This window comes from Autumnicola patrickiae, assembly GCF_031846525.1.
Classification (GTDB): Bacteria; Bacteroidota; Bacteroidia; order Flavobacteriales; family Flavobacteriaceae; genus Autumnicola; species Autumnicola patrickiae.
On sequence record NZ_JAVRHM010000005.1, the window covers coordinates 92911 to 111316 of the forward strand.

The window sequence follows — 18406 nt, forward strand, 5'->3', positions numbered from 1 at the left end:
AAGGAAAATATTATGTATGCATAATATTTTGAGGCTAATTGTTGCGTAATATGTAATTTATTTTAATTTTGATCATTATATATTATTTCACACGAAATTTAATCCCATCAAAATTATGAAAAAATTACTTTTACTGGCCGTTATAGGTTTAGCCTCAGCGGTGACCTACGCCGGAGGCTACAGGGTCAGTCTTCAGGGTCAGCGTTCTTTGGCTATGGGCCATACCGGAGTGGCTTTGGTGAATAATGCTGAACTTGCATTTTTTAACCCCGCAGGTTTGGTGTATTTGGAGAATAAGATAAACGTTGCCGTTGGCGCAAGTGCGGTTTTCTCTAATGTGATCTGGCAGAATGATGAATTTGGGCAGATGGCAGAGACTGATAGTCCGGTTGGAACTCCTTTTTATGCTTACTTTTCCTATAGTGTAAATGACTGGTTGACTTTGGGTTTAAGTGCCTATACTCCTTACGGGAGTTCTGTGGAGTGGCCTGATGATTGGGCTGGTTCTCATCTTGTTAACAATATTGATTTGCAGGCAATTTACATCCAACCGTTAGCATCTGTTAAAATTTCAGAGAAGCTAAGTGTTGGGGGTGGTCCAATCTATGTAAGCGGTTCGGTTAATTTCAACAGAAATTTGAACAGAACGTTAACTGATATTGATGGAAACCGCGCTAATGTTACTGTTGATGCTTCTGGCGTTAGCGCATGGGGATGGTCTCTTGGAGGTATGTACAGTCCTACCGAAAATTTACGTTTTGGAGTGAATTACCGTTCAGAAATAATTATGGATGCCGAAGGCGGAGATGCAGATTTTGAAAATATTCCAAATTCTCCTCGTACACCTTTCGCAGATACTCAGTTTAATGCTGCCTTGCCTTTACCAGCAGAACTTTCAGTAGGTGCTTCTTATCAGTTTGATAAATGGACACTGGCGGTAGATTACAACAGGAATTATTGGGACGTCTATAATTCTTTAGATATAGATTTCGCAGATGCAGCCATTCCTGATTCTGAAAATCCCAGAAATTATAAAAATTCATCTATTTACCGATTCGGACTTCAATACTGGGCAAATGAAACTTTTACGCTTCGCGCAGGTTATTATTTTGATGAATCACCGGTACAGTCAGGTTATTTTGCTCCTGAAACTCCTCGTAACGATTCCAACAACTTCACAGGAGGACTTTCCATAAATATTAATGATCGTTTTGCTATAGATGCTTCTTTCCTTTACAGCAGGTTTAAAGAAATTGATGAAACTTACGATCATTATACAGAACTTGACGGTACTCAGGAAGTGCAGGTGCCTTTTGGGGGAACTTTTAAATCCAGTGCTTTTATACCTGGACTTGGATTAACAATCAAAATTTAATAGGAATCACTATGAAAAATTATTTTAAATATATAGCAGTTCTGGCTTTAGGTATTGTTTCCTGTGAACCGGAATTCGAAAATTCCATAGAAGAAGAAGGTTTTTACAGTAACGGAGAAGCCGATTTTTCAAACTATGTAGCCCTGGGAAACTCCTTAACAGCGGGATATGCCGATGGATCACTTTATAGAACAGGACAACAAAATTCTTATCCCAATATTCTTGCAAAACAATTCTCACTGGTACAGGATAACCAGGAGTTCACTCAGCCGTTGGTGAATGACAATGCCGGAGGGCTTGTTTTAGGTGGTCAAACCGTTCCCGGCTTTGATACGCGACTCGTTCTCGCTTTTGATGCAGAAGGAAATCCTAGCCCACAAAGATATCGCGGAAGTCAGCCCACAACAGAGGTAGGTGCAAAATTAGAAGGTAGCTATAGCAACATGGGCGTTCCCGGTGCTAAAAGTTATCATCTCGCCTTTCCGCATTACGGTGACCTAAGCGGACTCACAACGCAGCCTGCGACAGCCAACCCTTATTTTGTAAGATTTGCTTCCTCGCCAGGAACTACTGTTGTTCAGGATGCTTTAGCACAGGAACCTACATTCTTTTCCTTATGGATAGGAAACAATGATGTGTTAGGCTTTGCTACTTCAGGTGGAACTGGAGTAGACCAAACCGGAACGTTCACTGGTGCTAATCCAATGGAATATTTTAGTACGTATGGGCAAAACGATATTACAGATCCAAACGCGTTTGCAGCTGTTTATGGGCAGATGGTTCAGGCCTTGGCAGCTTCAACATCCGGCGGAGTGTTAATTAATATTCCAGATGTTGCTTCTGTTCCCTATTTTACTACAGTTCCTGTAGACGCCATTCCATTAGATGCACAAACAGCAGCGGCTTTAAATGCACAATTTGCAGCATATAATGATCAAATTCTTCCGGGACTTATGCAAATTGGTCTGTTAACTGCAGAAGAGGTGCAGGCAAGAAGAATTAATTTTACTGAAGGCGATAATTTTGTAACGCTTGCAGACGAAAGTTTAACCGATATAAGTCAGATAATACAGGGAGCTCCTTTTAATCTTGATCCGCAAACGGCTGGATTATTGGGGCAGTTAAGACAGGCGACTGTTGGAGACCTTATTCCGCTTCCGGCTTTAGGTTTTCTGGGAACTACTGTAGGAGATGATCCTATGATGGTAAACGGAGTTTCTGTTCCTCTTGGTGACCAGTATGTTTTGACCACAAGTGAGCAGGAAATGATTGCTGCGGCAACTGCAAGCTATAACCAAACAATTGCGGCTCTGGCACAAACTAATGGTCTGGGTCTGGTAGATGCAAATGCAATGTTGACCCGGTTGGCAAACGAAGGTATCGCTTTCGATGCCGGAACAGTTACTTCAGAATTTGTTACTGGAGGCGCTTTCTCTCTGGATGGGATTCATTTAACTCCAAGAGGTTATGCTATTATTGCAAATGGAATTATTGATGAAGTCAATGAAACTTATAATTCAGAAGTTCCTAAAGTAAATGTAGGGGGCTACAATACAGTTACACTGAGTAACGACGTTCAGTAGTATTAAATTTCACCCAAAGTTTTAACGCCGGATTTTTGTCCGGCGTTTTTTTTGCACTTTTGTGAACAAATCGATATTATTATGAAGTTTATTATTCGCATCCTGTTGTCTGCCATAGCGGTTCTTGTTTTAGCCGAATTTTTACCTCGTGTGAGTGTGGATAGTTATGGTACTGCCATAATTGTAGCGCTCGTTTTGGCAATTCTCAATCTTATAGTAAAGCCAATCCTGGTATTGTTTACCTTACCTGTGACCATAATTACCTTTGGATTATTTTTGTTGATAATAAATGCCATAATTATTCTTTTGGCAGATGCCTTTGTGGGTGGTTTTGTGGTAGATGGATTGTTAATGGCTATAATTTTCAGTTTGTTACTGTCACTTTTTCAATCACTGTTATTTTCCATTTTAGATTCAGATTAGAACCCTGCTGAAATTCAGTAAATTGAAACTTTGCGGGCTTACGAAAAAAGTGTAATTTTGCACTCCAATTTTTATAACAAGTCAAGATGAATATTACCAGAGAGAATATTGATGAACTAAATGCGATAGTAAAAGTAGATATCGCAAAAGAGGACTATTCGGGAAAAGTAGATAAAATTTTAAAAGATTATCGCAAAAACGCCAATATACCAGGGTTTAGGAAAGGGCATGTGCCTATGGGAATGGTGAAGAAGCAATATGGTAAAGCCGTTTTGGTAGACGAGGTAAATAAACTACTTCAGGAAGGTTTAAACAACTATCTTAAAGAGGAGAAGCTTGATGTGCTTGGAAATCCACTTCCTAAGGAACAGGAGAATTTTGACTGGGATAAAGATAACTACACCTTTGAATTTGAACTGGGACTTTCTCCCGAGTTTAATGTTGACCTTGATGTTAAAGAACCAATTACCCATTATAATATTGTAGCAGATGATGAGATGGTGGATAACCAGATCAAGAATATGCAGAAGCAATACGGGAAGCTGGTTTCTAAAGAAAAGGCAGAAGAAGGTGATATCGTAGCAGGTACTTTTAAGAATGAAGAAGAAGGTATAGAGAATTCAACTTCTGTAGAATTGGAGAAAATTAAAGGAAAAGAAAATCTTGATAAATTTTTAGGAGCTAAGGCAGGTGATACCATCAGCCTGAATACTAAAGACCTTTTTGAAGATGATCACGATTTAATTCAGCATCTTAAAATTGAACATGACAAAGCTCATGATTTAGATATTGAAGTAGAATTCACCGTTTCTGAAGTTAATCAACAGGAACTTGCAGATCTTGACCAGGAATTATTTGATAAACTTTTTGGTAAGGATGAGGTAAAGACGGTGACAGAGCTTAAGGAGAAGATAAAGGAGGATGCAGCAAAACAGTTTCAGCAGCAAAGCGATCAGCAACTTATGAATGATGTTACTGAAGCTTTAATCGAGAATACGAAATTTGAACTTCCTAAAGAATTTCTTCAGAAGTGGATCCAGACTGTAGGTGAGGAGCCAATGACTGAGGAAGAAGCTGCAGAAGAGTACGAAAAGAGCGAAAAAGGTCTGCGTTACCAATTAATTGAAGGTAAAGTGATGAAAGACAATGGTCTTGAAATTAATTTTGAAGATCTTAAAGCCTTTGCTATAGATAAAATCAAAGTCCAGATGGCTCAGTTCGGGCAGATGGATCCTTCAGAAAAAGAATTAGATGATATCGCTGCGCGAATTCTTTCTAATCAGGACGAAGCTAAGCGTTTATCTGAGCAGGTGATGAATGAAAAATTGTTGGAATTCTATAAAGAAAATATGAACTTCAATGAGAAAGAGGTAACCTACGACGAATTTGTGAAAGAAATTTATGAGTAAGCTTTTTCTATAATTTATACTTATCTTTAAGGTGTTAAACCGAATTGGTCTAACACCTTTTTTAGTAACAGTTATCCGCTTTGGGTAAAGAAGAAGCCAATTTGACGTAAAAGTTTAATTGGCTGAATTTTTGAATGTCATAAAGCAGAAAATAAAAAATAGAATTGATGGACTACGGAAAAGAATTCGAAAAATACGCCACAAAACATCACGGGATTAATAGCAACTATTACGGTAAGTTAGTGAGCGCGGTAACTCCACCCGTGGGGATGACTCCTAACATTATTGAAGAGCGGCAGATGAACGCCGTTGCAATGGATGTTTTCTCACGTTTAATGATGGACCGTATTATCTTTATGGGTACGGGCATAAGCGATCAGATTGCAAATATTATCCAGGCACAGTTACTTTTTCTGGAGAGTACAGATGCTTCCAAGGATATTCAGATTTACATTAACTCTCCGGGAGGTAGTGTATACGCAGGATTGGGAATTTATGACACTATGCAATTTATAAAACCAGATGTGGCAACAATTTGTACAGGAATGGCAGCTTCTATGGGTGCAGTTTTACTTTGTGCCGGCGAAAAAGGCAAAAGAAGCGGACTTCCACATTCCAGGGTGATGATTCATCAGCCTTTGGGAGGTGCCCAAGGTCAGGCCAGTGATATTGAAATTACTGCCAGGGAAATACTGATTTTGAAGGAAGAATTGTACAAAATCATCTCCAAGCATAGTGGTCAGGATTATGATAAGGTACATGAAGATAGTGACCGTGATTACTGGATGAAGGCAGATAAAGCCAAAGAATATGGTATGATCGATGAAGTATTAAAAAGAGAAGCATAAATTGGAATTCAGGAATCATTTTTTATATTATACGAAACCTGAATTAATAATAGGAAAACCAAAGTAGATGGGTAAGGAAGATTTAGAATGTTCATTTTGTGGTAGGAAGAAGCCGGAGACCAGCTTATTGATAGCCGGTCTGGATGCTCATATTTGTGACAGATGTATTGAACAGGCTCACGGTATAGTTCTGGAAGAATCCCGGCAGGGTGAAGCCAAAGAACTTTCTTCAGATTTAATGCTGAGTAAACCAAAAGCTATAAAATCTTTTTTGGATGAGTATGTGATAGGACAGGAGGACACTAAAAAAGTAATGTCTGTTGCGGTCTATAATCACTATAAAAGATTGTTGCAGCCGGGTACAGATGATGATGTGGAGATCCAGAAAAGTAATATCATTATGGTAGGGGAGACCGGTACCGGTAAAACCCTTATTGCGAAGACAATTGCAAAGATGCTAAACGTTCCTTTGGCTATTGTGGATGCTACTGTTTTAACTGAAGCGGGTTACGTGGGAGAAGATGTAGAAGGAATTCTTACACGTCTCCTGCAGGCAGCAGATTATAATACAGAAAAGGCTCAACGCGGAATCGTTTTTATTGATGAAATCGATAAAATCGCCCGTAAAAGTGATAATCCCTCTATCACAAGAGATGTTTCGGGAGAAGGTGTTCAGCAGGCATTGTTGAAGTTGCTGGAAGGAACTACGGTAAACGTTCCGCCTAAGGGAGGAAGGAAACATCCCGATCAAAAATTTATTGAAGTAGATACAGAAAATATTCTGTTTATCGCCGGTGGTGCATTTGATGGTATAGAGAGAAATATCAGTAAGAGGCTCAACATGCAGGCGGTAGGCTTCAGTGCTTCAAAAAATGACGATACAATAGAGCGTACTAATCTGCTGAAATACATTATCCCGAAGGATTTAAAAGATTTCGGACTAATTCCGGAAATTATCGGGCGTCTTCCCGCACTTACTTATATGAACCCGCTGGATAAAGAAACGCTTAGACAAATCCTTACCGAGCCTAAGAATGCAATTATCAAACAATATCAGAAGCTCTTCGAGATGGATGATATAGAGTTTACGATGACTGAAGATGCTTTGGATTATATTGTTGAAAAAGCTGTGGAATACAAACTAGGCGCCCGGGGATTGCGCTCTCTTTGTGAAGCAATTCTTACAGATGCTATGTTTGAAATGCCGGAAAGTAACCAGACAAAACTCGTTGTTGATGCAGAGTATGCCGAAAATAAGCTGAACAAATCAACAATTAATAAGCTCAAGGCGGTTTCTTAAAACCGAATAACATTGAATCTAAAGCCACTTCTTTCGGGAGTGGCTTTTTTTTTTGAATTTTTATTTTGAGAATTGATATGTCTATCGTAATATTACAATGAATTAATACTGAAGAAAAAGTGGGCGTTACAAAATCTGAAATATTTACCAATTACCAGAACAAGCTGGCACTGGCTGCAAGGGTCTTGGGACATCCTGCCCGCATTGCCATTCTTCAGCATTTATTTAAAACCGATTCCTGCGTTTGTGGTGACCTGGTGGGAGTAATAGGTTTGGCACAGCCCACGATCTCCCAACACCTCAAGGAGCTTAAAAACCTTGGAATAATAAAAGGGAATATCGAAGGCACAAGGGTTTGTTATTGTATTAACACCCAAAAGTGGGAAGAATTAAAAGATCTTTTTGCAGGGTTTCTTAATCAAACAGCTTCAGATAAGAGCTGTTGCTAAAAAAATTTAATTTTAATCATCGCTTTATTGCGATTAAACAATAGTGGTTATGAAGTTATCAGAAATTAAAACACATTTGGGGGAGTTAGACCAGATCGCATTTCAATTACCAGATGGAACCTTGGTGTCGAGTCATTTTCATGTTACCGAAATCGGAAAAGTCAGCAAGAAATTTATCGATTGTGGAGGGACTTTAAGAGATGAAGAAGTTGTCAATTTCCAGTTGTGGGAAGCCATGGATTACGACCATCGCCTGCATCCTGAAAAATTAATGTCGATAATTGAACTTTCTGAAAGGGTGCTTGAACTAGAAGATTCAGAAATTGAGGTGGAATATCAGGGAAATACTATAGGGAAGTATGATCTTGGCTTCGATGGTAAACATTTTCTATTGCTGAATAAACAAACTGGCTGTCTTGCTTTAGATCAATGTGGCGTGAAGGAAAACTCAAGGCCGATAATTGCCAAATTCGAGGCATCACCTTCAGCGGCCTGTGAACCCGGTAGCGGATGTTGCTAATTATCCTATTCTGACCTATAAGAGGATGAAAAAAACACGATTACTGCCTTCAGTGCAGCAAAAAATAGCATCTTTTGATATAAATGGTGTTTCAGAAGAACGAAAGGAAGTTTTGAAGCCGCTAATTCAGTACATAAAGGGTAAAATAATTGAAAATGAGCAAATAAAGCTTCATTTCATTTGTACTCATAACTCAAGAAGGAGCCAATTTTCCCAAATTTGGGCCCAGGCGATGGCTGCTTATTGTGAGCTTGAAATTTTAGCCTTTTCCGGCGGAGTAGAAGTTACAGCATTTAACGAAAATGCAGTATCTGCTATTAAAAATGCCGGTTTTGAGGTGTCATCTGAAGGAACTGAAAATCCGGTTTATGCAGTTAATTATGCTCAAGATGCACCTGCTTTAAAGATGTACTCCAAGAAATTTGATGACACTGCAAACCCGGAAAAAAACTTTGCAGCGATCATGACCTGCTCTCATGCCGATGAAACCTGCCCGTTTATTCCCGGTGCCGAAAAACGCATTCCTGTGAAATATGATGATCCCAAAGCTTTCGACGGGACCCCGCAACAGGATCAGAAATACGAAGAACGGAGTAATGAAATAGCAACAGAAATGTTGTACGTATTCTCTACGGTTCAACAGCAGAAATTTGTATAATATCCACTTTAATGGCTGAGAACAACAAAAAACTTGGTTTCCTAAATACTTATCTTACGTTGTGGATATTTATTGCCATGGGAATTGGTGTGGCTGTGGGTTATCTCTTTCCATCTTTCCCAGAGAGGATAGAATCCTATAGTAGCGGCAGCACCAACTGGCCCATTGCAGTGGGGCTAATTCTTATGATGTATCCGCCGCTGGCAAAAGTCAATTACCGGCTTTTGCCTAAAGTCTTCCGGAATGTTAAAATCTTATCGATCTCCTTACTTCTTAACTGGATTATTGGACCAATTCTAATGTTCGCTTTGGCCATGATTTTCCTGCAGGATTACCCGGAATATATGGTGGGTCTTATCCTAATTGGTCTGGCGCGTTGCATCGCCATGGTACTGGTATGGAACGACCTTGCAGAGGGGAGTAGTGAATATGGAGCGGGTCTGGTAGCTTTAAATAGTATTTTTCAGGTTTTTGCTTACAGTTTTTACGCCTGGTTATTTATTACTGAGTTACCGCCGTTATTTGGGTTCGATGGTGCCGTAGTAGATATTTCTATCGCTACTATTGCAGAAAGTGTGGCAATTTACCTGGGAATTCCATTCGTGCTGGGCATCCTGAGCAGATACTTTTTAGTAAAACAAAAGGGGAGCGACTGGTACGATAACAAATTTATACCTGCAATTTCGCCTATTACACTTACCGCCTTGCTTTTCACAATTGGACTTATGTTTTCACTTAAAGGCGAACTCATTGTGGAAATCCCTATGGATGTGGTGATGATCGCCGTACCGTTGCTGATTTATTTTACACTTATGTTTATAATTGGCTTTTTTATCAGTAAAGCAATGGGGGCAACCTACGATAAAAATGCCGCTATAGCTTTTACGGCGGCCGGGAATAATTTTGAACTGGCTATTGCGGTTGCGATAGCTGTCTTCGGATTAAATTCGGGGCAGGCATTTGCGGGAGTAATAGGTCCTTTAATAGAAGTTCCGGCGCTTATTCTTTTGGTACGCGTCTCTTTTTGGCTGAAAAAGAAGTATTATTGAAATCTGAATTTTTTCAGAAGCTCATCTTTTTGAAATATATATTAATGGATCAACAGCAAAAAAATAATCCTTTACACGGAGTAAAACTGGTGGATATACTTAATGTACTTGTAGAAAAGTACGGCTGGGACGAACTGGGAAAAAGAATAAATATCCGTTGTTTTACACATGATCCTTCTATAAAGTCCAGCTTAAAATTTCTTCGGAAGACGCCCTGGGCACGGGAAAAAGTTGAACAATTATATTTGAAAAGTATTTAGTCTAAAGACTATTGCTGTTGTACAATTCATACCAGGAGATATCCTGAAGCATTTCTTTTAATTTATTTTGTGGAATATCAGAAGTAAGCGAAGGCAGTTTTTCCTGTCCTTCTATAATTTTTAACGGATAGTTGAGGTGCTGCATTAAGCCTCCTGCTTTTTCTATCGCAAGTTTCTTTTGTTCTTCGCTTAATTGCTCCATCCATTTCCCGAATTTTCCTTTGTTGAGGTGCTTCGGGCTTTTGTTTTTCATATTAGAAAAAGTCACGGCTTCCTCTATTTCCTTTTGTTGTTCTTCAGATAAACTAACCTGAAGGTAATTTAGTAAAGATTTTAATTCAGCAGGAAAATCGTGCAACAATCGTTCATAGAAAACAATATGAATATCTAATTCTTCTTTATGAAGTAGATAATTGCCATAAAACCATACCCAACGTTCCAGTAGGTTCGCATATTCATTTTGTATAAACTCTTCCGGCGAAGAATAAGGGGAAGGGTAGTGCTTTTTCATATACGGAGTAAAAGCAAATTTTGCAGCCGATAATGCCCTGTCTCTTGGATCCCGAACGATGCATATTCTCTTTGTGAAAAGAGGAAGAATATCAAAACTCATGGTGCATAAGGTGGAATGTGTCCAGGCCAGGCTGGTGGAATTTGCGTACGCTGCAGGATCTGGTAGTTTCTCCCTGAAAACTGAACTTATCCGATAATAACAATCATCTTGCTCAATATCCATCATATCAACCGCTGCCTGATCTTTAAAGCTGAGCTCCAGGTTTTTTGCATGTTGGTAAATTTCCTGTTGTTGAATAAAAGATTTCATAGGAATATCCTTCTTCTGAAGAATCTGATGTAAAATTGTGTGTAGCCAATAGCTTCCTGATTTTGGTGCACTTATCTGCAGAATGTTCATTTACCTGTACTTTTAAAACAAGCTAATAAAATTATTTGTTGCCAGAACAGCCGTTAATAAACTATTAGTAAAGAAGAACTTTATGAGTGCTAAAAATTTATTCAGGTTATAGAAGAATTTATTTCCTAATACAAGTTTAATCCACTATTTACAGGAGTTGAGGAGGATATAAAACGAAAAAACCCAGGACTTTCGTCTTGGGTTTTCAAGTGGTGCCTCCAGGAATCGAACCAGGGACACAAGGATTTTCAGTTTTGCAGATTTTATTATTAATTTTTAACTGGTTCATTTTCAATAGTTTTTTTAGGTAGAAATCCTTAGATATTGATTAAAGTTGGCTCGCTTTGTGGCCTTGTTGTTCTACTTCTTTTTATTAAAAACATTTACCCTCATATCTTCTCTCATTTCTACTACTAAGGAGTTAATATAGGTGTGGAATAAAGGTTCCCTGGTTATTTCCACTATGAAGGGTTTAAATCTTTTATTCACATTATCGAGGGTTGGATTTTCTTCATATATCGATTCTTCCTTAGCAATTATAAAATCACCAAAGAGCTTCAAAATACTTTCAAATTCTTTGTTCAATAGATTCAATTGCTTTAAGGTGCTAGTGGACCAGAAAGGCTGATTGATCATATTGTAGTAGATTAAGGATTGAAAATTGTTCCTTAATTCTTTTAGATCTTTTATTTCAGACTCTAAATTGAACATATATATGCCATCACTTACTTTGTTGATCTTTTCCAGTAGCTCTCTGTTGATCTTAATCTTTTCCTGAAATAAGCCTTGAAAAATGATGTTTTTCTGTTCGAAGGAATTTTGAATTCTACCCTTTACGAAATAGTAGAAAACAATATTTGTTACAATCGTGACAATGGCTGGCGTCAGAGAATAAAACCAATCTTCCATAGGAACTATTTAGCAGGTGTTTTATTAGTTATTAAGCTTCTTTAATTTCTCCTGTAATTCCTCATTATGCTGCATAAGCGACTTTTTTTCCTTCTCCAGCCAGATACACCGATTCTTATATCTTTTAAGATCGCTATTCTCCTTCCGTAATTCCTTTACTTCCTTTTCCAGTTCTGGATCTTTTAGCATCACCGGTTTTTCACGTTCCCATTTTCTAAAATATTCAGGAAAAGTTGTTCTTATTTTACGACTTAATTTTTTAGAAGGCCTCTTACGCTCTGCCAGGGAAATAGTAGCAATTGTAACATCAATCTGTTTTGCCAGTTCTTTTTGGGTGAGCCTGGCTTTAAAACGAAACGCTTTAATATCTACGGGATCTTCCATTCGCTTCTATTAAATCTCCGATAAGTATTGCTATTTATTATTTCTTTTTTTTTGTTCTCTGCTCTAATTTTTCTATTCTGGATTCAATTTTTTCAAGCCTTTGATAATTGGGGAACGTTTCTTTAATTTCTTTTGAAGAGTGTAACGATGGATGTATTTCACCACCGTTATAATTTAGAACTGCCAATTCCTTAAGAGCAAATTTTATTCTGCTAATTTGTTCTGGATCCTTATTGCTCTTGTAATATTTATCATATACATAATTGGCCTCTACTTCCGCAATTCTATCGACTTCTTTATCAGATTTCTCTTCTATTTCTTCCGCGGCCTCATTGGAAATTTTCATTTCACGGACCTTTTCCTGAAGCAATCTTCCTTCCTGGTATACTTTAAAAACAATAGCTCCGGAATAAGCTAAGCCACCAATAACTGTAACAGTTGTAGCTGAGTTTGCCAAAATATCTATCCAGTAGGAACCAGTATCAAAGTTTTTGATAGTTATACTTCCTCCGATATCCTCATGATAAATTGTCTGAGAGAATATTTTTTCAAGTCTAGTAGATATTTTTCCTAGCTCAGCAAAATTCTTGGGTGGTGGAATTTTGATACTTACAATGTTTTCATCATTCAGTTCAATTGTCTGGGAAATTCCATAAATCAATCCTTCAGTTGCAGTTCGTAAGTCCCCAATATACTTGCTTAACTTCAAATGGGTTGGTTGATCCAAGACCAAAGACGGAACTTTAGTGGGGAAGATACCGAGTTCTTTAATTGGTTCTATATATGAATCGAACAAATTTAATTTTTCCAGATCCATAATTGCTGTACTCAAGTATGCCGGATTGTTGAAATTCCAAGTCTGAGGATTATTACTTCTCAGTTTAGAATCTACCTTCAATTCCGGCAATTCCTCTTTTAGCAAATCGCGAATAACTCGTAATCTCAAATTGTATGCTTTTTTTGTTATTTTTAATTTAACCGACTTCACTGGCTACAATGCCTGGTTTACTTTCCTAGTCTAAATTATTATCAGGGGATTTTTCCCCTTTTTTGTTCTGTTCTTAAATTTTAGTTTCGTGGGTTTGCTTTTAGATTTCCATACTATTTTTAGGCGGTTTGCTGATTACCGCCAGGTTTAGTGGATAAATTTTCAATGTACTGTTGCAAGATTTTCTTATCATTTCTAAGGTCTTCTTTATCTCGTTTTAATTCTTCAATGTGATCTTCATATTGATTAGCTATTCTATGAAACTCTTCCGCAAGTTTTGCAACTTGATCTTCATAGCGCTCCCTTTCCTTCTCAATTTCTTCAGGAGAATCAACCTTAGTGGCAGTACGCCGTTCATCTGCTGAAATTTGCTCTTTACCGTGTTCACCCTCTACAGGATATAACCGCTCTTCTTCCGGAAGGTGTTGTGAAAATTCATAGCGAATTAACTTTTTTACTGTATCAGTAACTTTTCCGCCAGCTTCAAATTTGGTAATGCTCTGTGAAGTCAGTCCTAGCCTTGCTCCAAACTCTTTTTGAGACAATCCGGTTTTAGCTCTTAGTTCCTTAATATTCATCTAATTTCAGAATTGGAAGTATATTTTTTCACATTAATTTGTTTTTGTACTGATAAATTTTATATGTTTGCATGTGAATAATTATTACATAAGTGTGAATAAATAACACAAGCTCCCGTTAAAGGAGATAAAAGCACACAAGATATGAAAATTAAGGTAACAGATAAAGAACGTGAAGAGCTTCGTGCGATTTTTCCTAAAGGTTATGCGAAGCTAATTGCAGGAAGATTAAATGATGCAGGATTAAAACCTTCCAGATCCAAGGAATATACTATAAAAATCGTAAGCGATGTCTTGGCAGGGAATCAAAGTGACTTCAACGTCCTTCTGGAGCTTTTTAGGTATAAAGACGAAGTTTTAACCAAGCAGGAAGAACTAAAAAAATTGAGAAAGAAGAAATATGAACCCACGGCCCAACCGGTCGAAAAAACCCAATAAAAATGGAACAACAACAATTAGTAGAAAAAATCACCCACCTGGAAACCCAACTCAAACAATTAGAAAACTTTCAATTCGGGATAAGAAATACCTGCGCTATTGCCGGTTTTTTCTCCGGGAAAATTGCCAGGTACCGCGAGCAAATGAGCAAAGAAGAAACTGTTTTTGATAACCCGATATCAGCGTAATAGTGATGGCAACAGAGGCAGAGATAACAGAACTAAAAAAAAACTGGAAGAGAGATCCTTGTTGGGATATATACGATACAGAAGGTTTTGAGGAACACAGAGAAGAGCTTGAAACTTATCAGAAAGAGCAGGAGCTTATTTGGGAAACTCACAGAAGACATAAACTCAAACAGAAGGCAGAGCGTATGGGTGTACCAGGCAATTTGGTATTAGCAAGATACATTGAAGGTCTTGAAACTACAATTATCAAACTCAGAGAAGACATAGATAAAAAATAAATGAGCCAATTAACCGAACATATTGTTTACGCCACCTATTCCGCTTTAGATGAAGAGGCAAAGGAGGCGTTCATTCGGTTAATTGAAGAAGATAAAAAGAAGTATTCCCGCAAGAAACCAAAAAGAAAAAGCGTGTATGATAAGCTGCCGGCAAAATTTCATCCAGATAATATAGAAATGCTGGTTGCAGAAATAATGCATTCATGAAACCCGGGCGCATGCCCAAAATGGGCGCGAAGGTCTTTGCATAGGCTAGGAGCGCCCATTTTTTATAAAACCTTTATGGAAGAAATTAACCTACTCCCCCTTATTTTTTTAGCCGTTGCAATGGTTGCCCTACCAGCCGTTGCAGTGCGGCTATATCGCAGGATGCTACAGGTGGAGATCTTGCGCTACAAGTGCGATTTTGCCTTTAACCGTTCGGTGCTGCATAATGAGCAATTATCTAAGATTCACCGGGAACTGCTTCAGAAAAAATATTTACAGCAACGGCCTTCGTACCTGGTAATGTTCTTTTCCAGGAAACCCCTACAGATAGAACAATGGTACAACGGCGAACAACTTGATGCCTTTTTCTTATGACAAAAACAATTACAATCCAGGTAAATGCTTCAGGAGAATTTAATGAGGAAGATCTTCAGGAGTTTTTATACCACGAATTTGGAGGCGGACCATGCAAGGTGGGCAACCCCTTTATTGATGAATCTGGCAATGCTGAAATGGAAGTGATCAACTTAAATATAGAATCATGAGCAACCTACTCCAGATCATAGAAGAAAATGCAAACGAAAAGAGCGGAATTAGCCTTGTACAACTAGCTGTTAAAGCGGGAATTGGTATAGCTGCTCTTAAAAACTCCCTTAACCAAATGCACCGGGAAAAGAAGATCCGGGTGCGGGAAGGAATTAATTGTGACCTGGTTTTTTTAAGGAAGTCGAACCCTTTAAGTAAAAGCTAATATGAAAAAGGTAACTCAAAAATCAGCCTTTATTGTTTCCTACGCCTGCCAGGAATTTCAGAAAGGTAAGGGAATGATCAAAAGACACGAATTTCCTCTTCTGGTTATTTCGAATGTGGAAGAAATGAGAAAATTTCTTTGTCGATATACAAAGTATGCTGAATGGCAAAATAATGATCCTTTGGCTATGCGGGCAGATTTGAAAAATGCTTGCTGGTCAGTAGAGATAAGTGAAATGGATCTATTGCAAAAAGAAATAATGCATGATGACACCTATGGACTTCATAAGTACTACCGGGAAGAATATCCGGAACATTTAATTCATGTTCACCGGGTACCGTTGGGAATACAAAAGAAAACACTTATGAATGTTGACTTTATACCCTAGAAAAGAAAAAGCAGGACGCCCCCGCCCTGCTTACCCATTATCATTTGTCTATAACAACAAATAGTAGATATGCAAAAATACAAAAATAATTCAAAGCCCCCTATGCTTAACCGCGCAATATTAGAACTTAATGGAATTTTTAACGTAAATCCCAACGGCCAGCAACGGCAAATCAACGGCAAACCTACTTCGCCGTTGGAGCCGTTGCAACGGGAAGAACCCAAAGAGGTTAAATATGTTCATCCAATCATTATTCCGGAGGACATTAAAACCACGATGGGCAATTACTTAAAAGCTGCCGATGCCTATAACGAGCGGGTTACAACCGCCAATCAGGAAGTAAGGAGATACAACAAAGTTGTAGAAAGGCAACGTAAAAAGGAGCCATTGACAGAAAAGGAAATGGCTTCCCTGGTAAGCTTCTATAACATGATCAAGCCCCTGGATATATGGGAGAGGAACAAACGTGTTGTAGAATACAACCGTTGCAACGGCAAACCTATTGCTTCGCAGGAAAAGATCCAGACCCTTAAATATCAAACGCAGCTTGTTTTCCAGGCGATACTTTGGCACTACAGCAAACAATTGTACAAGCGCAAGGACCGGCACCAAAGGCTGGATCTACATTTCCCCAGCGAGCTGCCGGCTGTAGAGATCCATAGCGGATGGATAACAAGCGCAAAGATAAATAAGGAGCGAAGGCTTGATGTTTGCCAAAGAACGCTCAGGAGGCAACGCAAGCGGTTGCAGGAGGCGGGAATATTGCAGGATTACACTTTTGAAGGTTCGGCAAGACCTGTTAAAATCAGGATCAATCCTGCAATTTTAAGCATCACAGACAACCATGCGCCGAAAAAAACCGCTGCTGGAAATCAATCACTTACCCCCGACGGGCGGACAGTTTGTCCGCATAACAATGTATCTAATAGATCTTTCACAAACAATAAAGAAATAAAAGCGAATGTTGATAAACATTCGGGAGAAAGGAGTTCGGCCAAAAAAGGCCTCACGTCACCTAATTTTTCTTCTATTGGAAACACCCGGTCGCAAGGTGTAGAAAAAAATAATGCCGCCGCGGAAAAAAATAACACCAGGGCCGAAAAAAATCACACCGGCGGTCAAAAAAATACGCTCAGCCATTTTTTGAGACAGAAACTGGAAGAAAAAACAGACTTCGCTGCCCAGCTGGTCGCCCATCACTATGATGATTACACCCCAATCCGCAAGGAAATTCTTGAAAAGGAAGCTTTTTCAGGATCTATGAGCCGCGAAGAATTTAAGGAGCTCGTTCTTCAGGATTTTTTCAAAACTGCGGCGAAGCTCTACAAAACCGCCACGCCATACAAAGCCAGTTGGTTAAAGGCCTACAATACCTGGATGCAGGAAAAATTTATAACCAACGCCGGCCATAGTTTGAATAAGCAAAGCCTGGTAACGAAAATTCCTGAATTGCGATATGGTTTAGCGGCCGTTGGACGGTACCTCAAAAAACACCCCGATTACAATTTACTTTTCCCCGGAGAGTATTTCGACCTAACCAGGACCACGGCCAAAGAAGGCGGTTTTAAATATTATGCCGGCGAAGCCTGGAGAAAACACCAGGATTATTTAAAGCGAAAAACAACAGATACCAAAGTAGCCGCGAAGAAGCGAAAAAGAAGGCTTACAGACCTTCAAAAAGCTGAGAAACATGTAAAAAGCTACTTAAACAACAAGTTTGATCTTCAGGAATTATTTGCGAAGGTAGAGCAAATCGGGAACCGCTCAGTTACTCAGGATCTACCCGAGATCATTAGAAAATTGAATGAAAAGCAATCCATAAAATATTCCAGTTATGAGCTTTAATTCAAAAAAATGCCGCTGCGGATCTTCAAGAAATATCTATTGCAGCAACTGTAGTAAAATTTCTATGTGCATTCTCCTAAAAAACGGAAATGACCACTTGAAATTGACCAACGGGCGCGGAAGAAAAGTTTCTCCAGTGTGGTACAGCCCGATTAAAGAGAACCGAAAACCTGAGCGCGATATCATAGAAGGAATGCTTAGCAGGTTTGCCGCTTCACCTTTTGTAAACGTAACCCAACAGGTGAACTTCTATATAAACAACACTACGAACCTAATTTTTTCCTATACGCTATGAATGCAATAATTGAAGTAAAACAGGTAAAAGCTCAGGACTTCCAGTTGCTGAAGGATGTGCTAAACAACTACGTTTCTATGCAAAAAACGCTCTCTACCATCATGTCTAATCCTAGAAATTACATGAAGGATCTATCGATAGCTGTAGAAATGTGGTACGAATTCAACAAGAAAACTGCCGGGCAAACGGTTCCGGAGAATTCAACGCTAAAACTTTCCCTTCATAGAGCGCTGGTATTATTGGATGCCCTTCTGGAATTCCGCAAACAAGCTTCTACCATAGACGGTGAAATTAGCCGTTGCATCAGGTTTGCAACGGCAATAGATGAACAAATTCCAACAGCCACACAATTAATAGCATAAAATCAACA

Annotated in this window: 27 protein-coding genes; 22 read left to right on the top strand and 5 right to left on the bottom strand. The window is 38.8% G+C overall.

Features of this window, described 5'->3' with window-relative positions; translation table 11 throughout:
• The first annotated feature begins 115 nt into the window (after positions 1–115).
• From RM549_RS06005 to RM549_RS06055, 11 genes are all read left to right on the top strand, one after another.
• Positions 116–1375, top strand: a complete 1260-nt coding sequence (locus RM549_RS06005) for an OmpP1/FadL family transporter (RefSeq protein WP_311682788.1) — start codon at positions 116–118, stop codon at positions 1373–1375.
• A gap of 11 nt (positions 1376–1386) precedes the next feature.
• On the top strand, positions 1387–2958 hold the full coding sequence (locus RM549_RS06010) for an SGNH/GDSL hydrolase family protein (protein ID WP_311682790.1): 1572 nt from the start codon (positions 1387–1389) through the stop codon (positions 2956–2958).
• Between the two features lie 81 nt (positions 2959–3039).
• Entirely contained in the window at positions 3040–3381 is a 342-nt protein-coding gene (locus RM549_RS06015; RefSeq protein ID WP_311682791.1) for a phage holin family protein, read from the top strand.
• Positions 3382–3467: 86 nt separating this feature from the next.
• A complete protein-coding gene (gene tig / locus RM549_RS06020) occupies positions 3468–4790 on the top strand; it encodes a trigger factor (protein ID WP_311682792.1) in 1323 nt (440 codons plus the stop codon).
• A 167-nt stretch (positions 4791–4957) separates the two neighbouring features.
• Positions 4958–5638: an ATP-dependent Clp endopeptidase proteolytic subunit ClpP gene (gene clpP / locus RM549_RS06025; RefSeq protein ID WP_311682794.1), complete on the top strand. Its 681-nt coding sequence runs from the start codon at positions 4958–4960 to the stop codon at positions 5636–5638.
• 67 nt (positions 5639–5705) lie between these two features.
• Positions 5706–6938, top strand: a complete 1233-nt coding sequence (gene clpX, locus RM549_RS06030) for an ATP-dependent Clp protease ATP-binding subunit ClpX (protein ID WP_311682795.1) — start codon at positions 5706–5708, stop codon at positions 6936–6938.
• Between the two features lie 119 nt (positions 6939–7057).
• Positions 7058–7387: an ArsR/SmtB family transcription factor gene (locus RM549_RS06035; RefSeq protein ID WP_311682797.1), complete on the top strand. Its 330-nt coding sequence runs from the start codon at positions 7058–7060 to the stop codon at positions 7385–7387.
• Between the two features lie 49 nt (positions 7388–7436).
• Positions 7437–7907 (top strand): DUF6428 family protein, encoded by a 471-nt coding sequence (locus RM549_RS06040; RefSeq protein ID WP_311682798.1) that lies wholly within the window; start codon positions 7437–7439, stop codon positions 7905–7907.
• Between the two features lie 25 nt (positions 7908–7932).
• Positions 7933–8565, top strand: a complete 633-nt coding sequence (locus RM549_RS06045; protein ID WP_311682800.1) for a low molecular weight phosphatase family protein — start codon at positions 7933–7935, stop codon at positions 8563–8565.
• Between the two features lie 11 nt (positions 8566–8576).
• Positions 8577–9614, top strand: a complete 1038-nt coding sequence (gene arsB, locus RM549_RS06050) for an ACR3 family arsenite efflux transporter (RefSeq protein ID WP_311682802.1) — start codon at positions 8577–8579, stop codon at positions 9612–9614.
• Between the two features lie 44 nt (positions 9615–9658).
• Positions 9659–9874: a VF530 family protein gene (locus RM549_RS06055; RefSeq protein WP_311682804.1), complete on the top strand. Its 216-nt coding sequence runs from the start codon at positions 9659–9661 to the stop codon at positions 9872–9874.
• A gap of 1 nt (position 9875) precedes the next feature.
• On the opposite strand, the gene RM549_RS06060 is transcribed toward RM549_RS06055, so the two are convergent.
• The 5 genes from RM549_RS06060 to RM549_RS06080 all read right to left on the bottom strand — a co-directional run bounded on the left by RM549_RS06060 (position 9876) and on the right by RM549_RS06080 (position 13646).
• On the bottom strand, positions 9876–10787 hold the full coding sequence (locus tag RM549_RS06060; protein ID WP_311682806.1) for a sulfotransferase domain-containing protein: 912 nt from the start codon (positions 10785–10787) through the stop codon (positions 9876–9878).
• 360 nt (positions 10788–11147) lie between these two features.
• Positions 11148–11696, bottom strand: coding sequence for a hypothetical protein (locus tag RM549_RS06065; protein WP_311682808.1), 549 nt, complete (start codon positions 11694–11696; stop codon positions 11148–11150).
• A gap of 24 nt (positions 11697–11720) precedes the next feature.
• The gene (locus RM549_RS06070; RefSeq protein ID WP_311682810.1) at positions 11721–12080 is read right to left on the bottom strand and encodes a hypothetical protein; all 360 of its coding nucleotides are present in this window, start codon (positions 12078–12080) and stop codon (positions 11721–11723) included.
• Between the two features lie 37 nt (positions 12081–12117).
• Positions 12118–13068 (bottom strand): hypothetical protein, encoded by a 951-nt coding sequence (locus RM549_RS06075; RefSeq protein ID WP_311682812.1) that lies wholly within the window; start codon positions 13066–13068, stop codon positions 12118–12120.
• 119 nt (positions 13069–13187) lie between these two features.
• Positions 13188–13646, bottom strand: coding sequence for a helix-turn-helix domain-containing protein (locus RM549_RS06080; RefSeq protein WP_311682814.1), 459 nt, complete (start codon positions 13644–13646; stop codon positions 13188–13190).
• A 144-nt stretch (positions 13647–13790) separates the two neighbouring features.
• On the opposite strand from RM549_RS06080, the gene RM549_RS06085 reads away from it, so the two are divergent.
• From RM549_RS06085 to RM549_RS06135, 11 genes are all read left to right on the top strand, one after another.
• Positions 13791–14084 carry a hypothetical protein gene (locus RM549_RS06085; protein ID WP_311682815.1) on the top strand — a complete coding sequence of 98 codons (294 nt, stop codon included), beginning with the start codon at positions 13791–13793 and terminating at the stop codon, positions 14082–14084.
• A 2-nt stretch (positions 14085–14086) separates the two neighbouring features.
• Complete coding sequence (locus RM549_RS06090; RefSeq protein WP_311682817.1) at positions 14087–14272, top strand: hypothetical protein; 186 nt, start codon at positions 14087–14089, stop codon at positions 14270–14272.
• 5 nt (positions 14273–14277) lie between these two features.
• On the top strand, positions 14278–14550 hold the full coding sequence (locus RM549_RS06095; RefSeq protein WP_311682819.1) for a hypothetical protein: 273 nt from the start codon (positions 14278–14280) through the stop codon (positions 14548–14550).
• Positions 14551–14757, top strand: a complete 207-nt coding sequence (locus RM549_RS06100; protein ID WP_311682821.1) for a hypothetical protein — start codon at positions 14551–14553, stop codon at positions 14755–14757.
• Between the two features lie 75 nt (positions 14758–14832).
• The gene (locus tag RM549_RS06105) at positions 14833–15132 is read left to right on the top strand and encodes a hypothetical protein (protein WP_311682823.1); all 300 of its coding nucleotides are present in this window, start codon (positions 14833–14835) and stop codon (positions 15130–15132) included.
• On the top strand, positions 15129–15302 hold the full coding sequence (locus tag RM549_RS06110) for a hypothetical protein (RefSeq protein ID WP_311682825.1): 174 nt from the start codon (positions 15129–15131) through the stop codon (positions 15300–15302). The genes RM549_RS06105 and RM549_RS06110 overlap by 4 nt, the downstream gene beginning before the upstream one ends.
• The gene (locus RM549_RS06115; RefSeq protein ID WP_311682828.1) at positions 15299–15508 is read left to right on the top strand and encodes a hypothetical protein; all 210 of its coding nucleotides are present in this window, start codon (positions 15299–15301) and stop codon (positions 15506–15508) included. Before RM549_RS06110 ends, RM549_RS06115 begins: the two co-directional genes overlap by 4 nt.
• A gap of 1 nt (position 15509) precedes the next feature.
• Positions 15510–15896 carry a hypothetical protein gene (locus RM549_RS06120; protein WP_311682830.1) on the top strand — a complete coding sequence of 129 codons (387 nt, stop codon included), beginning with the start codon at positions 15510–15512 and terminating at the stop codon, positions 15894–15896.
• Positions 15897–15965: 69 nt separating this feature from the next.
• Positions 15966–17741 carry a hypothetical protein gene (locus RM549_RS06125; RefSeq protein ID WP_311682832.1) on the top strand — a complete coding sequence of 592 codons (1776 nt, stop codon included), beginning with the start codon at positions 15966–15968 and terminating at the stop codon, positions 17739–17741.
• A complete protein-coding gene (locus tag RM549_RS06130; protein ID WP_311682834.1) occupies positions 17731–18036 on the top strand; it encodes a hypothetical protein in 306 nt (101 codons plus the stop codon). Before RM549_RS06125 ends, RM549_RS06130 begins: the two co-directional genes overlap by 11 nt.
• Positions 18033–18398 carry a hypothetical protein gene (locus RM549_RS06135; protein ID WP_311682836.1) on the top strand — a complete coding sequence of 122 codons (366 nt, stop codon included), beginning with the start codon at positions 18033–18035 and terminating at the stop codon, positions 18396–18398. The genes RM549_RS06130 and RM549_RS06135 overlap by 4 nt, the downstream gene beginning before the upstream one ends.
• The last annotated feature ends 8 nt before the right edge of the window (positions 18399–18406 follow it).